Below are 19,925 nucleotides of genomic sequence, written 5' to 3' on the forward strand. Positions count from 1 at the left end.
AAACCCGCGTGGGAGCGAGCTTGCTCGCGATGCTTTTAAAGCTTTTCCCACACTTCGAAGCTGTAGGCCGGCTTGTCCCCTTCAGCCGGGTTCGGCTGGTTCGAGACCAACGCCCACTGGCTCGAATCAAATTCCGGAAACCAGGCATCCCCCTCCGGGCTCAGCGCCACGCGGGTCAGGTACAGCCGATCCGCCTGCGCCAGGGCCTGGGCGTACAGCTGAGCGCCGCCGATCAACATCAGCTCATCGACGCCCTGCTCCAAGGCCCAGGCCTCGGCCCGCTCCACCGCAGCCTCCAGCGTGGAAAAAACCTCCGCGCCTTCCAGAATCAGGTCCGGCTGACGACTGACTACGATGTTCAGGCGCCCGGGCAGCGGTCGGCCGAGGGAATCCCAGGTCTTGCGCCCCATGATGATCGGCTTGCCCAAGGTGGTGGCCTTGAAGTATTTGAAATCCCCCGGCAGGTGCCAGGGCATGCTGTTGTCGACGCCGATCACGCGGTTTTCACCGAGGGCTGCGATCAGGCTTAAGGGGAGAGTTTTGTTCATGGCCGCGAGGATACCAGAGGCCCGGCGTACCCCGACAGGCATCACAGCGGTTATGCTCAACCCTCATTCGAGCAACGGAAGCCCCCGTGACAGCACTGCAGAACCTCTGGTTGACCGAGACGATCCGCCTGCGTGAAGAACACGCCGGCCCGCTCGAGGACCAGGAAGCCAATCGCCTGGCCCGCGCGGCAGGCGGCGATCTTTCCACCCGCATCCGCCACCGCGCCCGCTGGCTGGCCGAGCGCGATGGCCTTACCCGAGCCCTGCGCCATTGGCTGCAAGGGGCACGCCTGGCGCTGATCGTGCTGGCGGTGCTCGCCATCATCAGCGGCGCCGGCCTCGGGTTCGCCGCGCTCGGCGATGGGCAAACACCGGTCAATGTGTTCTGGGCCCTGGGCAGTCTTCTGGGGCTGAACCTGATCCTGCTCGTCGGTTGGGTCCTGGGACTGATCTTCGCGGGCGAGCAAGGTGCCGCGCTGGGGCGCCTGTGGCTGTGGCTCAGCGAAAAACTCGCCCGCGATGCCAAGGCCGCCCAACTGGCACCGGCCCTGCTGCTGTTGCTGCAACGGCACAAGCTCAATCGCTGGGCCCTCGGTGCGCTGGTCAATGGCTTGTGGCTGCTGGCGATGCTCAGCGCGCTGGTCATCGTACTGATGCTGTTGGCGACCCGGCGCTATGGCTTTGTCTGGGAAACCACCCTCCTCGGCAGCGAGACCTTCGTCGCCATGACCCGAGGCCTCGGTGCGTTGCCTGCCCTGTTGGGCTTCAGTGTGCCGTCCGTGGACATGATCCGCGCCAGCGGCGACGGCGCCCTGGCCATCGAGAGCGCCCGCCAGGCCTGGGCCGCCTGGCTGGTCGGCGTGCTGCTGGTCTATGGCGTGCTGCCGCGCCTGGGCCTGGCGTTGCTGTGTCTGTGGCGCTGGCGACGCGGTCGCGCCACATTGCGCCTGGATTTGAACCTGCCGGGCTACGCCCAATTGCGTGAACGGCTGATGCCCAGCAGCGAACGCCTGGGCGTCAACGACGCCGCACCCACGCAGTTACACTCCATCGAAAGTGCCGTCGGCGCGATGGACAGCGACGGCGCGCTGCTGGTGGCGATCGAACTGGACAATCGGCCCTGGCCGCCCAAACTGCCCGAAACCGTGAAGAGCGCCGGCATCCTCGACAGCCGTGAGTCGCGCCACAAACTCCTGGAGCAACTGTCGCGCTTTCCGCCCGCACGCCTGGCCATTGCCTGTGACCCACGCCGTTCACCAGACCGGGGCAGCCTGGCGCTGATCGCCGAGCTGGCCCGCAGCGCCAGCGCCACCCGCGTCTGGCTGTTGCAAGCGCCACCCGGTGAAGCGCTGGACGCCGAACGCCTGGGTGACTGGCACAACGCGCTGCAGCAGTTGCAACTGCCCTTCGCCGACTGCATGCCCTTGAACTGGCTGGAGACCGGCCATGACTGAAGCCATGAAGCCGTTGAAGCTGGCCGTGGTCGGCCACACCAACGTGGGCAAGACTTCGCTGCTGCGGACTTTGACTCGGGACGTCGGCTTCGGCGAGGTGTCCCATCGTCCGAGCACCACCCGGCATGTCGAGGGTGCGCGCCTGTCGGTGGACGGCGAAGCGCTGCTGGAGCTGTACGACACACCGGGCCTGGAAGACGCCATCGCCCTGCTCGATTATCTCGAGCGCCTGGAGCGCCCTGGCGAACGCCTGGACGGCCCGGCGCGCCTGGCTCGCTTCCTAGAAGGCAGCGAGGCACGGCAACGCTTCGAACAGGAAGCCAAGGTGCTGCGGCAACTGCTCGCCAGCGACGCCGGGCTGTATGTGATAGATGCCCGTGAGCCGGTGCTGGCCAAGTACCGCGATGAATTGGAAGTCCTCGCCAGTTGTGGCAAACCGCTGCTGCCGGTGTTGAATTTCGTCAGCAGCACCCACCATCGCGAGCCCGACTGGCGCGAAGCCCTGGCGCGATTGGGGTTGCACGCCCTGGTGCGCTTCGACAGCGTCGCCCCGCCCGAGGACGGCGAGCGGCGCCTGTATGAAAGCCTCGCGTTGTTGCTGGAAAGCGCCCGCGGGCAACTGGAACGACTGGTCGCCGATCAACAGGCCCAACGCCTGGCCCGCCAGCAGAGCGCGGCGCGCTTGATTGCCGAATTGCTGATCGACTGCGCCGCCTGCCGACGCAGCGTGGCCAGTGATGCCGAGCTGGAACGCGAGGCCATCAGCGAGCTGCGCAACGCGGTGCGTCAGCGCGAACAGCGCTGCGTCGAGGCCCTGCTCAAGCTCTACGCGTTCCGCTCCCAGGACGCTGCCGCCAGCGACCTGCCGCTGCTCGACGGACGCTGGGGCGATGATTTGTTCAACCCCGAAACCCTCAAGCAGCTGGGCGTACGCGTCGGCGGCGGAATCGCGGCAGGCGCGGCGGCCGGTGCCGGCGTGGATTTGCTGGTGGGTGGCCTGACCCTCGGTGCCGCTGCCCTGGCCGGGGCCATTGTCGGCGGCACCCTGCAAACCGCCCGCAGCTATGGCAACCGGCTGATGGGCAAGCTCAAGGGGCAACGGGAACTGACGGTGGACGATGGCGTGCTGCGCCTGCTGGCCCTGCGCCAACGACAATTGCTGCAAGCCCTCAACCTGCGCGGCCACGCGGCGATGGACAGCATCCGCATCGCCGCCCCCCAAGACAAGACCTGGCGCGAAGGCAAGCTGCCCGACGCCCTGAACAAGGCCCGGGCGCATCCTCAGTGGTCGTCGCTGAACCCTCGTGCGCGGTTGAGCCAGGTGGAACGGCAGGAGCTGATCGAGCAGTTGGCCGAGGAGCTCTGAACGACACAAAACCTTGTGCCAAGTACACAGAACCCTGTGGCGAGGGAGCTTGCTCCCGCTGGGTTGCGAAGCAACCCCAAAACCTGACACCTTGGTGTGTCAGGCCTACCGCGTTTCAGCATTTCGGGGCCACTCCGTGGCCCAGCGGGAGCAAGCTCCCTCGCCACAAAAGCAATCCATCAATCGTTGTTCAAGGCCTTGAGGATCGCCACCGCTTCAGGCAATTCCAGCTCACTGAACACCTGCACCCCATGGCGCTTGAGCAACGCTGCCGTCACGCCTTCGCCACTGACCTTCACACCGCTGAACGTCCCGTCATAGGACAGCAGATTGCCGCACGACGGGCTGTTGGCCTTGAGCACGGCGATACGGATGCCGTGTTCACGCACCTGTTCCAGCGCTTGATACGCGCCAGACAAAAACTGCGCACTGACATCTTCACCGTCGGTAGTGATCACTGCTGCGTGGCCGTCGAGCACTTGCCCACCCTGCCCCCCAGGAATCTCCGCCGCCGCCCGGGGCGTGGGCAGGCCGCCGGCGACTTCCGGGCACACCGCCACGATCCGGCCTTCGTCGAGCCATTGCCGGAGTTGATCGTACGGCCCGCTGGCACCGCCGTCATAGCGCACGCGATGGCCGAGCAGGCAGCGACTGACCAGGATCTTTTCCATCGTCAGAACAACTCGTTGCCGCGGCGTCGGAACCACCCCGTCAAGGACAGGCGATCCCGGGTGGCCGGCAGTACTTCATGGGGGATGTCTCCCGACAGGAACACCACCAGGCAACCACCGACGGGCACCACGTCACGCTCCACGCCATCCTCCAGATACATCCGCAACTGGCCGCCGTGCTCCGGCAGCCAATCGTCGTTGAGGTAGAGCACCGCAGACACCGCGCGTCGGTCGTCATCGCGGAAGCGGTCGACGTGTTTGAGGTAGAACGCACCAGGCGGGTACAGGGCGAAATGGCTTTCGAAATCCTCCAGCCCCAGGAACAGCCCGCGATTCATCGCCTCGCGCAGGCTGTCCATCACCCCCAGATAACGGTCGCAGGCTGGTGCCTGGCCGGGCTCGATCCATTGGATGCGATCCCCCCGAATCCCTTCGCGAATCTCCGAGAACGGCCCGCGCCCGACCGCTGCCGGAGCCAGCTCACCTTCGGCGGCACGCTGGCGGCATTCGGCCGCCAGGGCACGGGTCAGCGCGTCCGGCAGGAAGAGGTTCTGCTGCGACCAGCCGCGCTCGGCCAGGTCGTCGACGATACGTAACAGCAGTGGGTGATCAGAAGGTATTTGCATGGCGCGCATAGTATGCCTGTGCCTGCAAAACCGACAGCGCCACGCAGCAGGTTCGCTGCGTCGGATAGCACCACTGTACGAACTTGATACGAATTCTCGACAAGACCCCACACCCCACGGAGAATAGTCGGCTGCTGACAGGAGTCCCTATGCGCCGTTTGCTTTTCTCACTGTTGATGTTCTGCGTGTTGCCCGCCTGGGCAGACAGCTACGACCAGTTGTACAAGGTCGCCGGCTGGCCGGAACAGCGGGCGCATTTCAATGATGCCTTGAGCGCCGCCCAGCAGCGCTATCAGAGCAGCCTGCCACCGGCGGTGTTCCAGGCGCTGGTCAACAACAGCAATCAACGTTTCGCCCCCCAGGCCATGGACCAGCGAGCCGAGGCGCAATTACGCAGCAAGCTTCGAGACCCGAACCCGGCCCTGGCCTTTTTCCAGTCGCCCCTGGGCCGCAAGGTCGTGGCGGCCGAGTTGCTGGCGACCCGGCGCGATCAATTGGCGAAAAACGCCAAGGGCCTGCCGAAGATGCAAGCCAGCGACAACCGCCTGTTGATCATCGGCCACCTGGCCCAGGCCCTGCCCGCCCGCGAGGCTGGCGCCGAGGTCAGCCTGGCGATCGCCGGCGTGGCGGCCGACAGCCTGAGCTCGATGATCCCCGGCCTGCTGGGTGCCGGCCAGGCCCAAGGCATGCTCAACGGCCAGCGCCAGCGACTGATGGAACAGATCGGCGCGGACCTGAACAACACGTTGCTGTACGTCTACCGTGACTTGTCGGATACCGAGCTGGAAGAGTTCGCCACCTTCGCCGAATCGGCCGAGGGCCAGGCTTATTACCAGGCGGCGTTGGCGGCGATCCGGGCGGGGTTGGCGGTGGGGCAGACGCTCGGGCAATAGATCTTCAGCGTCCAAGGCACTGCTATCGCGAGCAAGCTCGCTCCCACAAGGGGCTTGAGTGCACTCAGGTTTCGCGAGCACCAAAAGTCCAATGTGGGAGCGAGCTTGCTCGCGATAGCAATGGCCCGGTCACCGCCGAACCCGACTCATCCGCTTGGTCAGAAACCCGAACATCTCCTGCCGCAACGCCAAGGCCTCATTGGCCAGATGATGCCGCCCTTCGGGCAGCATCAACACCTGCGGTCGGTCGAACTTTCCACGCAGCACTTGCAGGTTGTGCGCCCAATCCACCGTCATGTCCGCCTGCCCCTGCACGATCAACGGCTGGCGCGGGCTGCTGGGGGCGGCTTCGATACGCTTGATCCATTGCGCCAATGCCCCCACCCAGGCAGTAGGCAGGCGCAGCGGTTGCAGCGGGTCGGCTTGCAGGAATGGCAGGAACTGCGGGTCGGTGGAGTTCTCGCTGAAACGCCGGGCGATACCGGTCACGAACGGCTTGAGCAAGTAATAACTCAGGCGCGACCAACCCCAGGCTCGCGGCCGTACCAGGGGTGACAGCAGGATGACCTGGCCCTGGGCCGGACTCTGCGCGCCGTGGTTGAGCACGTGATCGACTACGATCGCCCCGCCGGTGCTTTGCCCACACAGGTGCCAGGGCTGCGGCAGGTCCAGCGTCGCGGCCTCGGCCAACAGCCCCTGCAAGGTGGCCTGGTACTCGGCGAAATCCTCGATGCTGGCGCGTTCGCCGCTGGACAGGCCATGGCCCGGCAGGTCGCAGGCGATCACCGCGAACTTCTGCTCCAAGGCCCACTCGATCAAGTGCCGGTACAACCCCATGTGATCGTAATAACCGTGGAACACAAACAACGTCGCCACGGCTTTTTCCGGCCACCAGACCTGGCTGACCAGCTCATACCCGCCCACCTCGAAACGCCCCAACCCTTTGCGCACATTGCGCTGGGGAAAATCCAGCCCGTAGAACCGCTGGTAAGCCTGGGCTTGCTCGGACAGGGCTTGCCACTGGGCCAGCGGTTGCAGGCTGGCACGCAGGAGATCGGGGTCGAAAGTGGCAGGCATCAAGGTTTCCAGGCATGGGCGCATCGCGCGAAACAGACTTTACAGGCCTGCGATATTCATCTGTCGCGGCAAGCATGGCAAGCTACGCGGCCTCAGAGGATCGACTTCATGCGCCCGTCCCATCGCACGACCTTGCTTGCCAGCCTGCTTGTCCTCGCGTGCGCTGCCGTATTGTGGTTCGCCTACGACTGGTTCCAGGGGCGTTTCCTGCGGACCTTCAGTCAACACACGGCGGTGTTTTCCGGCGACCCTCTACGCCTGCCCGCCGACCTGGCCGGCCCTGGCGCGATCCGCCTGGTGCATTTCTGGGACCCGGCGTGCCCGTGCAACGTTGGCAACCAGCAGCACCTTGCCGAACTGATCAATAAGTATGTACCACAAGGCGTTGAGTTTTATGCCGTGCAAAAAGCCGGCAGCCAAGGTCAACTGCCGACCACATTGAACAGCCTGAAAACCCTCCCGACGCTTCCGGGTTCAAGCCAGATTCCTGCCAGCCCAGCGGTGGCGATCTGGGATCGCAGCGGCCAACTGGCGTACTTCGGCCCTTACAGTGAAGGCCTGACCTGCAATTCGAGCAACAGCTTCATCGAGCCGATTCTCGAGGCGTTGAGCGCTGGTCGGACGGTCAATGCGACCCATACGATGGCGGTGGGTTGTTATTGTCCGTGGGACAAGGACACATCTGCCAAAGAATAAGTAATCCCTCCGAGGGGCGATGCGCAGGAAAGCAGTGGCATGCTAAACAGGGAATCAACAGCGAGACCATGGAACCGCTGTCATCAGAATAAGGAATCACCATGAAACGCACCCTCATCGCCTTCCTGTCATTGATCGTCACCGCGATCATCGTTGCGGGCGGCTACCTCTACAGCAAGCAGCCAACCCGCCAGGGCACGACGCAGGTGCAAGGGCTCCAGGGCTCGGTGACGGTGCGCTACGACGAGCGTGGGGTACCGCATATCCGCGCTGAGAACGAAACCGACCTGTACCGCGCCCTCGGCTATGTCCATGCCCAGGACCGTCTGTTTCAGATGGAGATCATGCGTCGCCTCGCCCGTGGCGAACTGGCCGAGGTGCTGGGGCCGAAACTGCTCGACACCGACAAACTGATGCGCAGCCTGCGTATCCGTGAACGCGCCGCGGCCTATGTGACCGAGCAAGACCCGCAATCCCCGGCCTGGATCGCGATGCAGGCCTACCTGGACGGCATCAATGCCTACCAGGACAGCCACACCCGGCCGGTGGAGTTCGATGTGCTGGGCATTCCCAAGCGCCCCTTTACGGCTGAAGACACCGTGAGCATTACCGGCTACATGGCCTACAGCTTCGCGGCGGCGTTCCGTACCGAACCGCTGCTGACCTACGTGCGCGATCAACTGGGCGCCGAGTATCTGAACATCTTCGACCTCGACTGGCAGCCCCAGGGCGTGCTGGCCGACGGTCCCAAGCGCGGCCTGCCCCTGGCCGCCGCCGACTGGAAAGACCTCAATGCCCTGGCCCGCCTGAGCGAACAGGCCCTGGCGGAAAACGGCCTGCCGCAGTTCGAAGGCAGCAACGCCTGGGCGGTTTCCGGCAACCGCACCCACAGCGGCAAGCCGTTGCTGGCGGGCGACCCGCATATCCGGTTTTCCACGCCGTCGGTGTGGTACGAGGCGCACCTGTCCGCGCCGGATTTCGAACTCTACGGGCACTATCAGGCCTTGATGCCCTTTGCGACGCTGGGCATGAACAAGGATTTCGGCTGGAGCGTCACCATGTTCCAGAACGACGACCTGGACCTGATCGCCGAGAAGGTCAACCCGGACAACCCCGAGCAGGTCTGGTACCGCGGCCAATGGGTGGACATGACCCGCAGCGAACAGCAGATCGCGGTCAAGGGCCAGGCGCCGGTGACGCTGGTGCTGCGTCAATCGCCCCATGGCCCGATCGTCAACGATGCCCTCGGTGCGAACGCCGGCAAGACGCCGATCGCCATGTGGTGGGGGTTCCTGGAAAGTCGCAACCCGATCCTCGACGCCTTCTACCAGCTCAACCGCGCCGATACCCTGGCCAAGGCCCGTGGCGCCTCGGCCCAGATCCACGCGCCGGGGCTGAACGTGGTATGGGCCAATGCCAAGGGGGATATCGGCTGGTGGGCCGCCGCGCAACTGCCCAAGCGTCCCGCCGGCGTGAAGCCCGGGTTCATCCTCGATGGCAGCAGCGCGGAGTCGGAAAAGGAAGGTTTCTATCCGTTCAGCAGCAACCCCCAGGAAGAGAACCCAGCACGGGGCTACATCCTCTCGGCCAACTTCCAACCCGTGCCGGCCAGCGGCATCGAGATCCCCGGTTACTACAACCTCGCCGACCGTGGCCAGCAACTCAACCAGCAGCTCAGCGACAAGCAGGCGAAATGGGACATCCCAACCACCCAGAAGCTGCAACTGGGCACCACCACCGCCTACGGCCCGCGCCTGCTCGCGCCTTTGTTGCCGGTGTTGCGCGAGATGGTCAGCGCCCCGCAGGAACGCAAATGGGTGGAGCAACTGGGCCAATGGGAGGGCGATTACCCGCTGGACTCCATCAGTGCCACGCTGTTCAACCAGTTTCTGTTCAACCTGGCCGACGCCGCCCTGCACGATGAACTGGGCGATGGGTTCTTCGACACCGCGCTGTCAACCCGGGTGATCGACGCTGCCCTGCCACGCCTGGCGGCCTCGAAGGATTCACCGTGGTGGGATGACCGCACGACGCTGGGCACCGAAACCCGTGCCGACACGGTGAGCATCGCCTGGAAGAAAAGCCTGGCGCACCTGCGAGCCACCTTGGGCGACGATGCCACACAATGGCAGTGGGGCAAGGCTCACACCCTGACCCATGGTCATCCGCTGGGCCAGCAAAAGCCGCTGGACCAGATCTTCAACGTCGGCCCATTTGCGGCCCCCGGCACCCATGAAGTGCCCAACAATCTCTCGGCCAAAGTCGGTCCGGCTCCTTGGCCGGTGACTTATGGTCCTTCCACCCGACGCATCATCGACTTCGCCGACCCGACCCACAGCGTCACCATCAATCCGGTCGGCCAGAGTGGCGTGCCGTTCGACAAACATTACGAGGATCAGGCCGAGGCGTATATCGAAGGGGACTATTACCAGGCGCACCTGGCCGAGGAAGAAGTGGTCGCCAATACCCGCACAACCCTGAAGCTGCTGCCGGCCCGGGCGCCCTGAACCGGGCGTGCGGATCTTTCATCACTGAACCGGGCTTGATCGTCACGGATGGTCAAGACTACAGGGGCTCACTTCCCCGCCTCTTTCACAGGAGTCAACGCTATGTTCAATAACTGGTCCGAACTGCTGCCCACCATCAAGAGCGCCTTTGGCGCCCTGGGCAAGAGCAATCCGAAGATGGTCAAGGCCTACATGGCCCTGGACGAAGCCGCGGCTGAAAACAACGTGCTCGATGCCAAGACCCGCGAACTGATCTCCATCGCCGTGGCCATCACCACCCGCTGCGACGGCTGCATTGGCGTTCACACCGACGCCGCCATCAAGGCCGGCGCCACCCGCGAAGAAATCGCCGCCACCCTGGCCACCGCGGTGTCATTGAATGCCGGCGCGGCGTACATCTATTCCCTGCGAGCCCTGGAGGCCCATGACGCGTTGAAGAAGTAAGCGGCTGACATCTATGCCAGCGCAGCGAAATTCAGCCTGAATTGCTGCGGCGTCACGCCCAGCCTGCGATTGAATACGCTGCGCATGTGCTGAGCATCGCGAAAGCCGCACTGCCAGGCCACGGTCTTGAGCGGGGCGCGGGTGCTTTCCAGCATCACCCGCGCCGCGTCCACCCGGGCCTGCTCGACGAACTCCGCTGGCGTGATCTTCGCTTCCCGGGTGAACACCCGCGAGAAGTTACGTGAGCTCATGTTCGCGGCATTGGCCAGGTCGGCGATGGTCAGGTCACCGTTCAGGTGCGCCAGGACATACGCCTGGACCTGGGCCACGGTGGACGTCGGCTCAGCGTGGGGTGCGAGAAAAGGGCTGAATTGCGACTGCCCGCCCGAGCGCTGGGTAAATACCACCAGGCGCTTGGCAACACTCAGGGCAACGTCCGGGCCATGGTCCTGGGCCAGCAGGAACAAGGAAAGGTCGATCCCCGCGCTCACCCCGGCCGAGGTATAGAGCTGGCGATCCTGTACGTACAAACGATCCGCTTCGACCCGGGTCGAGGGACACAGCTGCGCCAGCGCCGCGGCGTCACCCCAATGGGTAGTGACAGTCCGCCCCTCCAGCAACCCAGCCCGGGCCAGCATGAAAGCGCCATTGCAGATCGAGCCAAAGCGCCGCGCTCGTGCGCATGCGTCCCGCAGCCAGGTATCGAATACCGCGCCAAAGTGCATGAACGGCAACTGCGGTCCGCCCGCCACCAATAGCAGGTCGTACGCTTGCGAAGCGGCGCTGAAGTACCGATGGGGATTGAGGGACAAGCCATTGGAGCAAGACATCGCGCCCTGTTCGACGCCGATCACTTCAAGCCGATAGTGATCCTCGGCGACCAGGAACCGATTGGCTTCGCTGAACACGTCCATGGGCCCGGTAACGTCCAGCGCCTGGACGCCAGGGAATACCACGACGGCGACGACTTTCTGCATGGTGCTCGCTTGCCTTCGAGTGGAACGACTCCAGCACCCTAGCCAATTCGCGTCTCGCAAACCACCCTGGCACGAAACCCAGGTTTATTGGCACGGATCGCAGCCATGGGAACATTGTTCGACTACCTCCCGGCGAACAGACTGAAACCCTCGGCGCCGCACTGGCCCAACGTCAAGAGGAGAACAGCATGAACAGCATCGCCGGCATCAAGATCCCCGACAGCACCCTCGCCCGCGCCACCACCGAATACATCCGCGATATCGAGTCCGACTTGCTGTACCACCACTCTCGCCGGGTATTTCTGTTCGGCGCCTTGAGTGGCCAGCGCCGGCAATTGGCCTACAACCCGGAGTTGCTGTATGTCGGGGCGATGTTCCACGACCTGGGCCTGGTGGAAGGTCACCGCAGCGATGATGAGCGTTTCGAAGTGGACGGTGCGAACGCGGCCGCAGCGTTTCTCAAGCCCTACGGGTTGAGTGATGACGATATCGAACAGGTCTGGCTGTCCATCGCCCTGCACACCACGCCAGGTGTGCCCAAACACCTGCGCCCCACCGTCGCCCTGGTGACCGCCGGGGTGGAGATGGACGTGCTGGGCATGGACTACGCCGCGTTCCCGGCAGCGCAGCGAGACGCCGTGGTGCATGCTCATCCGCGCGGGGAAGGGTTCAAGGAGTGCATCATCTGCGCCTTCGCCGACGGTTTGCGGCATCGTCCGCAGACCACCTTTGGCAACGTGAAGACCGACGTGCTGGTGGATCAGGAACCGGGGTTCAAGCCGATGAACTTTGTCGAAGTCATCCGTACATCGCCTTGGAATTCGTAACCCGCCCACTTCTGCATTGACTGCCACGCCGCTTTCGCGGGCAAGCCCGCTCCACAATGGGATCTGCATTCGGCTGCGGACTTGTAGGCGACCCAAAAAACTGTGGGAGCGAGCTTGCTCGCGATGGCGGCCTGACAGTCAACATCTTCGTCGACTGTCTCACCGCTATCGCGAGCAAGCTCGCTCCCACAATGGGCTCTGCGTTCGGCTGCGGACTTGTAGGCGACCCAAAAAACTGTGGGAGCGAGCTTGCTCGCGAAGGCGGACTGACAGTCAACATCTTCGTCGACTGTCTCACCGCTATCGCGAGCAAGCTCGCTCCCACAATGGGCTCTGCGTTCGGCTGCGGATTTGTAGGCGACCCAAAAAACTGTGGGAGCGAGCTTGCTCGCGAAGGCGGACTGACATTCAACATCTTCGTCGACTGTCACACCGCTATCGCGAGCAAGCTCGCTCCCACAATGGGATCTGCATTCGGCTGCGGATTTATAGGCGACCCAAAAACTGTGGGAGCGAGCTTGCTCGCGAAGGCGGACTGACATTCAACATCTTCGTCGACTGCCTCACCGCTATCGCGAGCAAGCTCGCTCCCACAATGGGATCTGCATTCGGCTGCGGACTTGTAGGCGACCCAAAAAACTGTGGGAGCGAGCTTGCTCGCGAAGGCGGACTGACACTCAACATCTTCGTCGACTGTCACACCGCTATCGCGAGCAAGCTCGCTCCCACAATGGGCTCTGCGTTCGGCTGCGGACTTGTAGGCGACCCAAAAAACTGTGGGAGCGAGCTTGCTCGCGATGGCGGCCTGACAGTCAATCTCTTCATTGACTGTCTCACCGCTATCGCGAGCAAGCTCGCTCCCACAGATAGAGCTGTGTCGGGTCAGACCGGTGCGGTCTCGGCCCGGCGGACTTCCGGTTGTTTCCAGGAGTCGGCAGCGCTTTCTTCGATGGCTTGCTGGATCGCGCGCTTGCGATTCTCCTCGGCCCGGCGACTGAAGTACCAGACCAGGAAGGTCACCAGCGACACCGCCAGCAGGATCAGGCTCGCCACGGCATTGATTTCCGGCTTTACCCCCAGGCGCACGGCCGAGAAGACTTCCATCGGCAAGGTCGTCGAGCCGGGGCCGGAGACGAAGCTCGCCAGCACCAGGTCATCCAGGGACAGCGCGAACGACATCATGCCCCCCGCCGCCAGCGACGGCGCGATCATCGGGATGGTGATCAAAAAGAACACCTTCCACGGCCGGGCACCGAGGTCCATGGCCGCCTCTTCGATGGACAGGTCCAGCTCACGCAAGCGTGCCGAGACCACCACCGCCACATAGGCCGCGCAGAACGTAGTGTGGGCGATCCAGATCGTGACAATGCCACGCTCCTGGGGCCAGCCAATCATCTGCGCCATGGCCACGAACAGCAGCAACAGCGACAGACGCGGTGATGACTTCCGGCATCACCAGCGGCGCGGTGACCAGGCCGCCAAACAGCGTGCGGCCCTTGAAGTGGGTGATGCGGGTCAACACGAAGGCCGCCAGCGTCCCCAGGGCCACCGCGGCAATCGCCGTGTAGCAGGCGATTTCCAGCGAGCGCACCACCGAGCCCATCAACTGACTGTTGTCCAGCAGGCCGACGTACCACTTGACCGACCAACCGCCCCACACCGTCACCAGTTTCGAGGCGTTGAACGAATAGATCACCAGGATCAGCATCGGTGCGTAGATGAACAACAGACCCAGCACCAGCATCAGGCTTGAAAAACTGAAGCGCTTCATTCCTTGCCCTCCATTTCTTTGGCCTGACTGCGGTTGAACAGAATGATGGGCACGATCAGGATCGCCAGCATCACCACCGCCAGGGCGGATGCCACCGGCCAGTCTCGGTTATTGAAGAATTCCTGCCACAGCACTTTGCCGATCATCAGGGTTTCCGGGCCGCCCAGCAGTTCCGGGATCACGAACTCGCCCACCACGGGGATGAACACCAGCATGCAGCCGGCGACGATGCCGTTCTTGGACAGCGGCACGGTGATTTTCCAGAAGCTGTTGAAGGTGCTCGACCCCAGGTCCGACGCGGCTTCCAACAAACTGGCGTCATGTTTCACCAGGTTGGCGTACAACGGCAGGATCATGAACGGCAGATAGGAGTAGACGACCCCGATATACACCGCCAGGTTGGTGTTGAGGATCTGCAGTGGTTCGCTGATCCAACCCATGCTCAGCAAAAAGCCGTTGAGCAAGCCGTTGTTGCTGAGGATGCCCATCCACGCGTAGACGCGGATCAGGATCGCGGTCCAGGTCGGCATCATGATCAGCAGCACCAGCACCGTCTGCATCTCTTTGCGGGCATTGGCGATGCCATAGGCCATCGGGTAGCCGATCAGCAGGCACAAGACCGTGCTGATCAGGGCCATTTTCAGCGAGCCGAGGTAGGCGGCAATGTACAACTCGTCCTCGCTCAGCATCGCGTAGTTGGCGAGGTTGAGCAGCACCTGCAGCTTCTGGTCGACGTAGCTGTAGATCTCGGTGTACGGCGGGATGGCCACGTCGGCTTCGGCAAAGCTGATCTTCAGGACGATGAAGAACGGCAGCATGAAGAACAGGAACAGCCAGATGAAGGGCACCCCGATGACCAGTTGGCGGCCACCGGGCGTTATTCGATCGAGTCGGCGTTTGAGTTTGCGCATGTTCATGAGCGAAGCACCACGCCGCTGTCGTCTTCCCACCAGACGAACACCTGGTCGCCCCAGGTCGGGCGCTGGCCACGACGTTCGGCGTTGGCGACGAAGGACTGCACCAGCTTGCCACTTGGCAGCTCGACGTAGAACACCGAGTGGCCGCCCAGGTAGGCGATGTCATGGACCTTGCCGCTGGACCAGTTGTGCTCGCAAGTCGGCGGCTCGGAAGTGACCAGCAGTTTTTCCGGGCGAATGGCGTAGGTCACGGACTTGTCCTGCACCGAGGTGCTGATGCCGTGGCCGACGTAGATGCTGCGGTCCAGGTCCTTGCAGGTCAGCACCGCATGGCCTTCGGCGTCGTCCACCACTTCGGTCTCGAAGATGTTGACGTTGCCGATGAACTCGCAGACCAGCCGGCTGGTCGGGGTCTCGTAGATGTCGATCGGGCTGCCGATCTGGGCGATCCAGCCCAGGTGCATGATCGCGATACGTTCGGCCATGGTCATGGCCTCTTCCTGGTCGTGGGTCACCATGACGCAAGTCACGCCAACCCGCTCGATGATCTCCACCAGCTCCAGTTGCATCTGCGAGCGCAGTTTTTTATCCAGCGCGCCCATCGGCTCGTCGAGCAGCAACAGCTTCGGCCGTTTGGCCAGGGAACGGGCCAAGGCCACACGCTGGCGCTGGCCGCCGGAGAGCTGATGCGGCTTGCGCTTGGCGTACTGGCTCATCTGCACCAGCTTGAGCATCTCCGCCACGCGAGCATCGATCTCGGCCTTCGGGATCTTGTCCTGTTGCAGGCCGAAGGCGATGTTCTGCGCCACGGTCATGTGCGGGAACAGGGCGTAGGACTGGAACATCATGTTGATCGGCCGCTCATAGGGCGGCATGTCGGTGATATCCACACCGTCGAGGAAAATCCGTCCCTCGGTGGGCCGCTCGAAACCGGCCAGCATGCGCAGCAAGGTGGATTTGCCCGATCCCGAACCGCCGAGCAAGGCAAAGATCTCGCCTTTCTTGATTTCCAGGGACACATCGTCCACGGCAATCGTCTCGTCGAACTTCTTCGTGACCCGGTCGATTTTGACCAGCACCTGTTTGGGTGTCTGGTCGCCCTCGAGGGCTTTCTTATAGGCGCCGGAGGCAACTGCCATTTACGAAACTCCCACAGAATTTGCAGTTCGCCCTGCACGGACGAACAAGAGTGTTGAGGTTATTTACCCGACTTGACCTTGGTCCAGCTGCGGGTCATGAGGCGTTGGATCTTGGGCGGCAACTCGGAGTTGACGTAGAGCTTGTCGACGACCGCTTGCGGTGGGTAAACCGCTTCATCGGTGCGTACTTTCTGGTCCATCAGTTCGCCAGCCTTCGGGTTCGGGTTGGCATAACCGACCACGTCGCTGACCTGGGCGATGACCTCAGGCTTGAGCACATAATTGATGAAGGCATGCGCTTGCTTGACGTTGGTGGCGTCACGCGGGATCGCCAGCATGTCGAACCAGAGATTGCCGCCTTCCTTGGGAATCACGTAGGCGATGTTGACGCCCTTGCCGGCCTCGCTGGCACGAGCGCGGGCCTGGAAGATATCGCCGGAGAAACCGGCCGCCACGCAGATCTCGCCATTGGCCAGGTCGGAGATGTACTTGGAGGAATTGAAATAGGTCACGTAAGGCCGGATCTTGAGAAGCTGCGCCTCGGCCTTCTTGTAATCTTCGGGGTCTTCGCTGTTGGGGTTCAGGCCCAGGTAATTGAGCATCGCCGGGATCATTTCGTCGCCCGAGTCGAGGAACGAAACACCGCAGCTGGATAGCTTCTTGATGTTTTCCGGTTCGAACAGCATGGCCCACGAATCGATCTTCTCGACGCCCAGGACCGCCTTGATCTTCTCGACGTTATAGCCGATGCCATTGGTGCCCCAAAGGTAAGGCACGGCGTACTGGTTGCCCGGGTCGTTCTTTTCCAGGCGCTTGAGCAGCGCAGGGTCGAGGTTGGCGTAGTTGGGCAACTGCGCCTTGTCGAGTTTCTGGAACGCCCCGGCCTTGATCTGCTTGCCCAGGAAGTGGTTGGACGGCACGACCACGTCGTAGCCGGTACGCCCGGCCAGCAACTTGCCTTCCAGGGTTTCATTGGAGTCGAACACGTCATACACCGGCTTGATGCCAGTGGCTTTTTCGAAATCCGCCAGGGTGGTCTCGCCGATGTAGTCCGACCAATTATAAATATGCACGGTGGAGGCGGCCTGGACACTGACGGCGAGCGTCAGGCCGGCGCCGACCAGCAAGGCGTTGCGTAACAAAGAAAAGACTGGCACGTGGAGGTCCTCTTAAATAGTTGGGCCCAAGTTGCCCCCGTTACTTGGCCACGATGGACCCTGCAACAAAACCGGCGCGCAACTTACCCTCGATAAACCGATCCAGCAAAACTTTTAGTTATTGAGTTGCTCCTGTTGCCGCCGCCGCGATGCCAGCGACAACAGGAGGATGCTTCAGACCGGCTTATTTACCGGATTTGATCTTGGTCCAACTGCGGGTCAGGATCCGCTGGGTCGCAGGCGGCAGATCGCTGATGGCGTACAGCTTGGCCTTCACTTCGTCCGATGGGTAAATGCTCGGGTCACCGGAGATTTCCTTGTCCACCAAAGCGGTGGCGGCCTTGTTGCCGTTAGGGAAACGCACGTTGTCGGTAATCTCCGCCATGATTTCCGGCTGCATGATGAAGTTCATCCATTTGTAAGCGGCCTCGACATTTTCGGCATCCTTGGGAATGGCGACCATGTCGTAGAACGAACCGGCACCTTCCTTGGGAATGGTGTAGGCCACTTTCACTTTGCCGCCAGCCTCGGCAGCACGGCTCTTGGATTGCTCGATATCACCCGAGTAGCCCACGGCGACGCAGATGTTGCCGTTGGCCAGGTCGGAAATGTATTTGGAAGAGTGGAAGTAACCGATCGATGGACGCAACTTGAGGAACAGCGCTTCGGCCTCGGCCAGTTGCTTCTTGTCCTGGCTGTCGGTCGGGTAGCCAAGATAATGCAGGGCCACCGGAATCATTTCGGTTGGCGAATCGAGGAAGCTCACGCCGCAGCTCTTGAGCTTGGCGATGTTCTCAGGCTTGAGCAGGGTGTCCCAGGAGTCGATCTTGTCGACGCCCAATGCGGCCTTGACCTTCTCGGGGTTGTAACCGATGCCGATAGTGCCCCACATGTAAGGGAAGGCGTGTTTGTTGCCCTGGTCGCTGGCATCGCCGACAGCCTTGAGCAGGTCGGTGTCCAGGTTCTTCCAGTTCGGCAGCTTGGACTTGTCCAGCTCCTGGTAGACCCCGGCCTTGATCTGCTTGGCCAGGAAGTTGTTCGACGGCACCACGATGTCATAACCGGACTTGCCGGCCAGCAACTTGGCTTCCAGGGTTTCGTTGCTGTCGAACACGTCGTAGACGACTTTGATCCCCGTTTCTTTCTCGAACTTGGCGACGGTGTCCGGCGCAATGTAGTCGGACCAGTTGTAGACATGCAGCACTTTGTCGTCCGCCTGGACGGCGCCCGCCATCACGCCCATCAGGGACATGGCGAGGAGGGTCTTGCCAGCTATCTTCATACCTAATGCCTTCATGGATTGATGCTCCAGTTATTCTTTTTAGCCACGTTCAGTAGCCGGCTCGCGGGCAACTTGAACAGGCGGTAGTCTGGCAAGTTACAGGGCAGGCTTTCAACACAAGCCCAGCCTTTTGTTCACGCTGGGCGAGGCCCTTGCCGGCACCTCGCTCAGAGCCTAGCACTTAGCCCTGCAACGCATTGAGCGTCAGGTCCAGGCACTGCCGCGCCTTGGTCACCAATTCATCGATCTCGGCCTTGCTGATCACCAGCGGCGGCGCAATGATCATGGTGTCGCCCACCGCGCGCATGATCAGCCCGTTCTCGAAGCAGAACTGCCGGCAGATCATGCCCACACCCTTGCCTTCGTAGCGTTTGCGCGTGGCCTTGTCCTGGACCAGTTCGATCGCCCCCAGCAAACCGACCCCGCGTACTTCACCCACCAGCGGATGATCGTTCAGTTCCCGCAAACGCTTCTGCAAATAGGGTGCCGTTTCGCTGTGGACACGCTCGATGATCTTCTCGTCGCGCAGGATGCGGATGTTTTCCAGGGCCACCGCCGCGGCCACCGGGTGACCGGAGTAGGTAAACCCGTGGTTGAAGTCACCGCCTTCGTTGAGCACCGCGACCACATCGTCGCGCACGATCAGCCCACCCATGGGGATATAGCCGGAGGTCAGGCCCTTGGCGATGGTCATCATGTGCGGTTTCAACCCGTAATGGTCGGTACCGAACCACTCACCGGTGCGGCCGAAGCCACAGATCACTTCGTCGGCCACGAACAGGATGTCGTACTTGGCGAGGATTTCCTTCATGCGCGGCCAGTAGCTGTCTGGCGGCACGATCACGCCACCAGCGCCCTGGATCGGCTCGGCGATGAAGGCACCGACGTTGTCCACGCCGATCTCCAGGATTTTCTCTTCTAACTGATTGGCCGCCCAAACCCCGAACTCTTCGGGGCTCATGTCGCCGCCCTCGCCGAACCAGTAAGGCTGGGCGATGTGGACAATGCCCGGGATCGGCAGATCGCCCTGCTCGTGCATATAGGTCATGCCGCCCAGGCTCGCGCCGGCGACGGTCGAACCGTGATAACCGTTCTTGCGGCTGATGATGACTTTCTTGTTCGGCTGGCCCTTGATCGCCCAATAGTGGCGGACCATGCGCAGCATGGTGTCGTTGCCCTCGGAGCCGGAGCCGGTGAAGAACACGTGGTTCATGCCTTCAGGGGCGATGTCGGCGATGGCCTTGGACAATTCCAGCACCGGCGGGTGGGCCGTCTGGAAGAAAAGGTTGTAGTACGGCAGTTCGCGCATCTGCTGGCTGGCGGCGTCGGCCAGTTCCTCGCGGCCATAACCGACGGCCACGCACCAGAGGCCGGCCATGCCGTCGAGGATCTTGTTGCCTTCACTGTCCCAGAGGTAGACGCCCTTGGCGTGGGTGATGATGCGCGGGCCTTTCTCTTTGAGCTGCTTGAAATCGCTGAACGGCGCCAAGTGATGATCGTTGCTCAGGGCCTGCCATTCACGGGTTTGCGGGTTATTGCGGGTCATGCGAATTCTCCTGTTATCGGTGAGGGC

Annotated in this window: 17 protein-coding genes and 1 pseudogene; 7 read left to right on the top strand and 11 right to left on the bottom strand. The window is 62.5% G+C overall.

From position 1 onward, the window contains the following. Positions 1-35 precede the first annotated feature (35 nt). Positions 36-548, bottom strand: a complete 513-nt coding sequence (locus AB7M32_RS02985; protein WP_454249048.1) for a dihydrofolate reductase — start codon at positions 546-548, stop codon at positions 36-38. 86 nt (positions 549-634) lie between these two features. On the opposite strand from AB7M32_RS02985, the gene AB7M32_RS02990 reads away from it, so the two are divergent. Further along, positions 635-2,002, top strand: coding sequence for a DUF2868 domain-containing protein (locus AB7M32_RS02990; protein WP_454249049.1), 1,368 nt, complete (start codon positions 635-637; stop codon positions 2,000-2,002). Then, positions 1,995-3,368, top strand: coding sequence for a GTPase/DUF3482 domain-containing protein (locus AB7M32_RS02995; protein ID WP_454249050.1), 1,374 nt, complete (start codon positions 1,995-1,997; stop codon positions 3,366-3,368). Before AB7M32_RS02990 ends, AB7M32_RS02995 begins: the two co-directional genes overlap by 8 nt. 179 nt (positions 3,369-3,547) lie before the next feature. On the opposite strand, the gene AB7M32_RS03000 is transcribed toward AB7M32_RS02995, so the two are convergent. Both AB7M32_RS03000 and AB7M32_RS03005 read right to left on the bottom strand, forming a co-directional pair. Beyond that, the gene (locus AB7M32_RS03000; protein ID WP_454249051.1) at positions 3,548-4,039 is read right to left on the bottom strand and encodes a DUF523 domain-containing protein; all 492 of its coding nucleotides are present in this window, start codon (positions 4,037-4,039) and stop codon (positions 3,548-3,550) included. 2 nt (positions 4,040-4,041) lie between these two features. Continuing rightward, the gene (locus AB7M32_RS03005) at positions 4,042-4,674 is read right to left on the bottom strand and encodes a 2OG-Fe(II) oxygenase (protein WP_454249052.1); all 633 of its coding nucleotides are present in this window, start codon (positions 4,672-4,674) and stop codon (positions 4,042-4,044) included. Between the two features lie 140 nt (positions 4,675-4,814). Between AB7M32_RS03005 and AB7M32_RS03010 the strand changes: the two genes are divergently transcribed. Beyond that, positions 4,815-5,558, top strand: a complete 744-nt coding sequence (locus AB7M32_RS03010; RefSeq protein ID WP_072405939.1) for a DUF2059 domain-containing protein — start codon at positions 4,815-4,817, stop codon at positions 5,556-5,558. Positions 5,559-5,687: 129 nt separating this feature from the next. Here AB7M32_RS03010 and AB7M32_RS03015 read toward each other — a convergent pair whose 3' ends face one another. Next, the gene (locus tag AB7M32_RS03015; protein ID WP_454249053.1) at positions 5,688-6,635 is read right to left on the bottom strand and encodes an alpha/beta hydrolase; all 948 of its coding nucleotides are present in this window, start codon (positions 6,633-6,635) and stop codon (positions 5,688-5,690) included. A gap of 108 nt (positions 6,636-6,743) precedes the next feature. On the opposite strand from AB7M32_RS03015, the gene AB7M32_RS03020 reads away from it, so the two are divergent. The 3 genes from AB7M32_RS03020 (at position 6,744) to AB7M32_RS03030 (ending at position 10,282) form a co-directional block, all read left to right on the top strand. Continuing rightward, positions 6,744-7,331, top strand: a complete 588-nt coding sequence (locus AB7M32_RS03020) for a DUF6436 domain-containing protein (RefSeq protein ID WP_454249054.1) — start codon at positions 6,744-6,746, stop codon at positions 7,329-7,331. 101 nt (positions 7,332-7,432) lie between these two features. Further along, positions 7,433-9,838: a penicillin acylase family protein gene (locus AB7M32_RS03025; protein ID WP_454249055.1), complete on the top strand. Its 2,406-nt coding sequence runs from the start codon at positions 7,433-7,435 to the stop codon at positions 9,836-9,838. Between the two features lie 102 nt (positions 9,839-9,940). Beyond that, positions 9,941-10,282: a carboxymuconolactone decarboxylase family protein gene (locus AB7M32_RS03030; RefSeq protein ID WP_014340738.1), complete on the top strand. Its 342-nt coding sequence runs from the start codon at positions 9,941-9,943 to the stop codon at positions 10,280-10,282. 11 nt (positions 10,283-10,293) lie between these two features. Here AB7M32_RS03030 and AB7M32_RS03035 read toward each other — a convergent pair whose 3' ends face one another. Then, positions 10,294-11,259, bottom strand: coding sequence for a GlxA family transcriptional regulator (locus tag AB7M32_RS03035; protein ID WP_454249056.1), 966 nt, complete (start codon positions 11,257-11,259; stop codon positions 10,294-10,296). 188 nt (positions 11,260-11,447) lie between these two features. Here AB7M32_RS03035 and AB7M32_RS03040 point away from each other — a divergent pair, with 188 nt between their 5' ends. Beyond that, positions 11,448-12,086: an HD domain-containing protein gene (locus AB7M32_RS03040; protein ID WP_072405947.1), complete on the top strand. Its 639-nt coding sequence runs from the start codon at positions 11,448-11,450 to the stop codon at positions 12,084-12,086. Between the two features lie 882 nt (positions 12,087-12,968). On the opposite strand, the pseudogene AB7M32_RS03045 reads toward AB7M32_RS03040, so the two are convergent. The 6 genes and pseudogenes from AB7M32_RS03045 to AB7M32_RS03070 form a co-directional block, all read right to left on the bottom strand. Continuing rightward, positions 12,969-13,857, bottom strand: a pseudogene (locus AB7M32_RS03045) (ABC transporter permease subunit). Beyond that, complete coding sequence (locus AB7M32_RS03050; protein WP_057449505.1) at positions 13,854-14,774, bottom strand: ABC transporter permease subunit; 921 nt, start codon at positions 14,772-14,774, stop codon at positions 13,854-13,856. The pseudogene AB7M32_RS03045 and the gene AB7M32_RS03050 overlap by 4 nt, the downstream one beginning before the upstream one ends. Further along, on the bottom strand, positions 14,771-15,913 hold the full coding sequence (locus AB7M32_RS03055; protein WP_454249057.1) for an ABC transporter ATP-binding protein: 1,143 nt from the start codon (positions 15,911-15,913) through the stop codon (positions 14,771-14,773). The genes AB7M32_RS03050 and AB7M32_RS03055 overlap by 4 nt, the downstream gene beginning before the upstream one ends. 59 nt (positions 15,914-15,972) lie before the next feature. Beyond that, positions 15,973-17,070 carry a polyamine ABC transporter substrate-binding protein gene (locus AB7M32_RS03060; protein WP_072405949.1) on the bottom strand — a complete coding sequence of 366 codons (1,098 nt, stop codon included), beginning with the start codon at positions 17,068-17,070 and terminating at the stop codon, positions 15,973-15,975. Between the two features lie 184 nt (positions 17,071-17,254). Continuing rightward, a complete protein-coding gene (locus tag AB7M32_RS03065) occupies positions 17,255-18,352 on the bottom strand; it encodes a polyamine ABC transporter substrate-binding protein (protein ID WP_092170604.1) in 1,098 nt (365 codons plus the stop codon). Positions 18,353-18,533: 181 nt separating this feature from the next. Then, positions 18,534-19,898 carry an aspartate aminotransferase family protein gene (locus tag AB7M32_RS03070; protein ID WP_454249058.1) on the bottom strand — a complete coding sequence of 455 codons (1,365 nt, stop codon included), beginning with the start codon at positions 19,896-19,898 and terminating at the stop codon, positions 18,534-18,536. Between the last annotated feature and the right edge of the window lie 27 nt (positions 19,899-19,925).

The sequence above is a fragment of the Pseudomonas sp. R151218B TE3479 genome (assembly GCF_053629195.1).

Bases quoted from the DNA above. Each gene is read 5' to 3' on its own strand.
- AB7M32_RS02985 (WP_454249048.1), bottom strand. From the start codon at position 548: ATGAACAAAACTCTCCCCTTAAGCCTGATCGCAGCCCTCGGTGAAAAC.
- AB7M32_RS02995 (WP_454249050.1), top strand. From the start codon at position 1,995: ATGACTGAAGCCATGAAGCCGTTGAAGCTGGCCGTGGTCGGCCACACC.
- AB7M32_RS03000 (WP_454249051.1), bottom strand. From the start codon at position 4,039: ATGGAAAAGATCCTGGTCAGTCGCTGCCTGCTCGGCCATCGCGTGCGC.
- AB7M32_RS03005 (WP_454249052.1), bottom strand. From the start codon at position 4,674: ATGCGCGCCATGCAAATACCTTCTGATCACCCACTGCTGTTACGTATC.
- AB7M32_RS03010 (WP_072405939.1), top strand. From the start codon at position 4,815: ATGCGCCGTTTGCTTTTCTCACTGTTGATGTTCTGCGTGTTGCCCGCC.
- AB7M32_RS03015 (WP_454249053.1), bottom strand. From the start codon at position 6,635: ATGCCTGCCACTTTCGACCCCGATCTCCTGCGTGCCAGCCTGCAACCG.
- AB7M32_RS03020 (WP_454249054.1), top strand. From the start codon at position 6,744: ATGCGCCCGTCCCATCGCACGACCTTGCTTGCCAGCCTGCTTGTCCTC.
- AB7M32_RS03025 (WP_454249055.1), top strand. From the start codon at position 7,433: ATGAAACGCACCCTCATCGCCTTCCTGTCATTGATCGTCACCGCGATC.
- AB7M32_RS03030 (WP_014340738.1), top strand. From the start codon at position 9,941: ATGTTCAATAACTGGTCCGAACTGCTGCCCACCATCAAGAGCGCCTTT.
- AB7M32_RS03035 (WP_454249056.1), bottom strand. From the start codon at position 11,259: ATGCAGAAAGTCGTCGCCGTCGTGGTATTCCCTGGCGTCCAGGCGCTG.
- AB7M32_RS03040 (WP_072405947.1), top strand. From the start codon at position 11,448: ATGAACAGCATCGCCGGCATCAAGATCCCCGACAGCACCCTCGCCCGC.
- AB7M32_RS03050 (WP_057449505.1), bottom strand. From the start codon at position 14,774: ATGAACATGCGCAAACTCAAACGCCGACTCGATCGAATAACGCCCGGT.
- AB7M32_RS03055 (WP_454249057.1), bottom strand. From the start codon at position 15,913: ATGGCAGTTGCCTCCGGCGCCTATAAGAAAGCCCTCGAGGGCGACCAG.
- AB7M32_RS03065 (WP_092170604.1), bottom strand. From the start codon at position 18,352: ATGAAGATAGCTGGCAAGACCCTCCTCGCCATGTCCCTGATGGGCGTG.
- AB7M32_RS03070 (WP_454249058.1), bottom strand. From the start codon at position 19,898: ATGACCCGCAATAACCCGCAAACCCGTGAATGGCAGGCCCTGAGCAAC.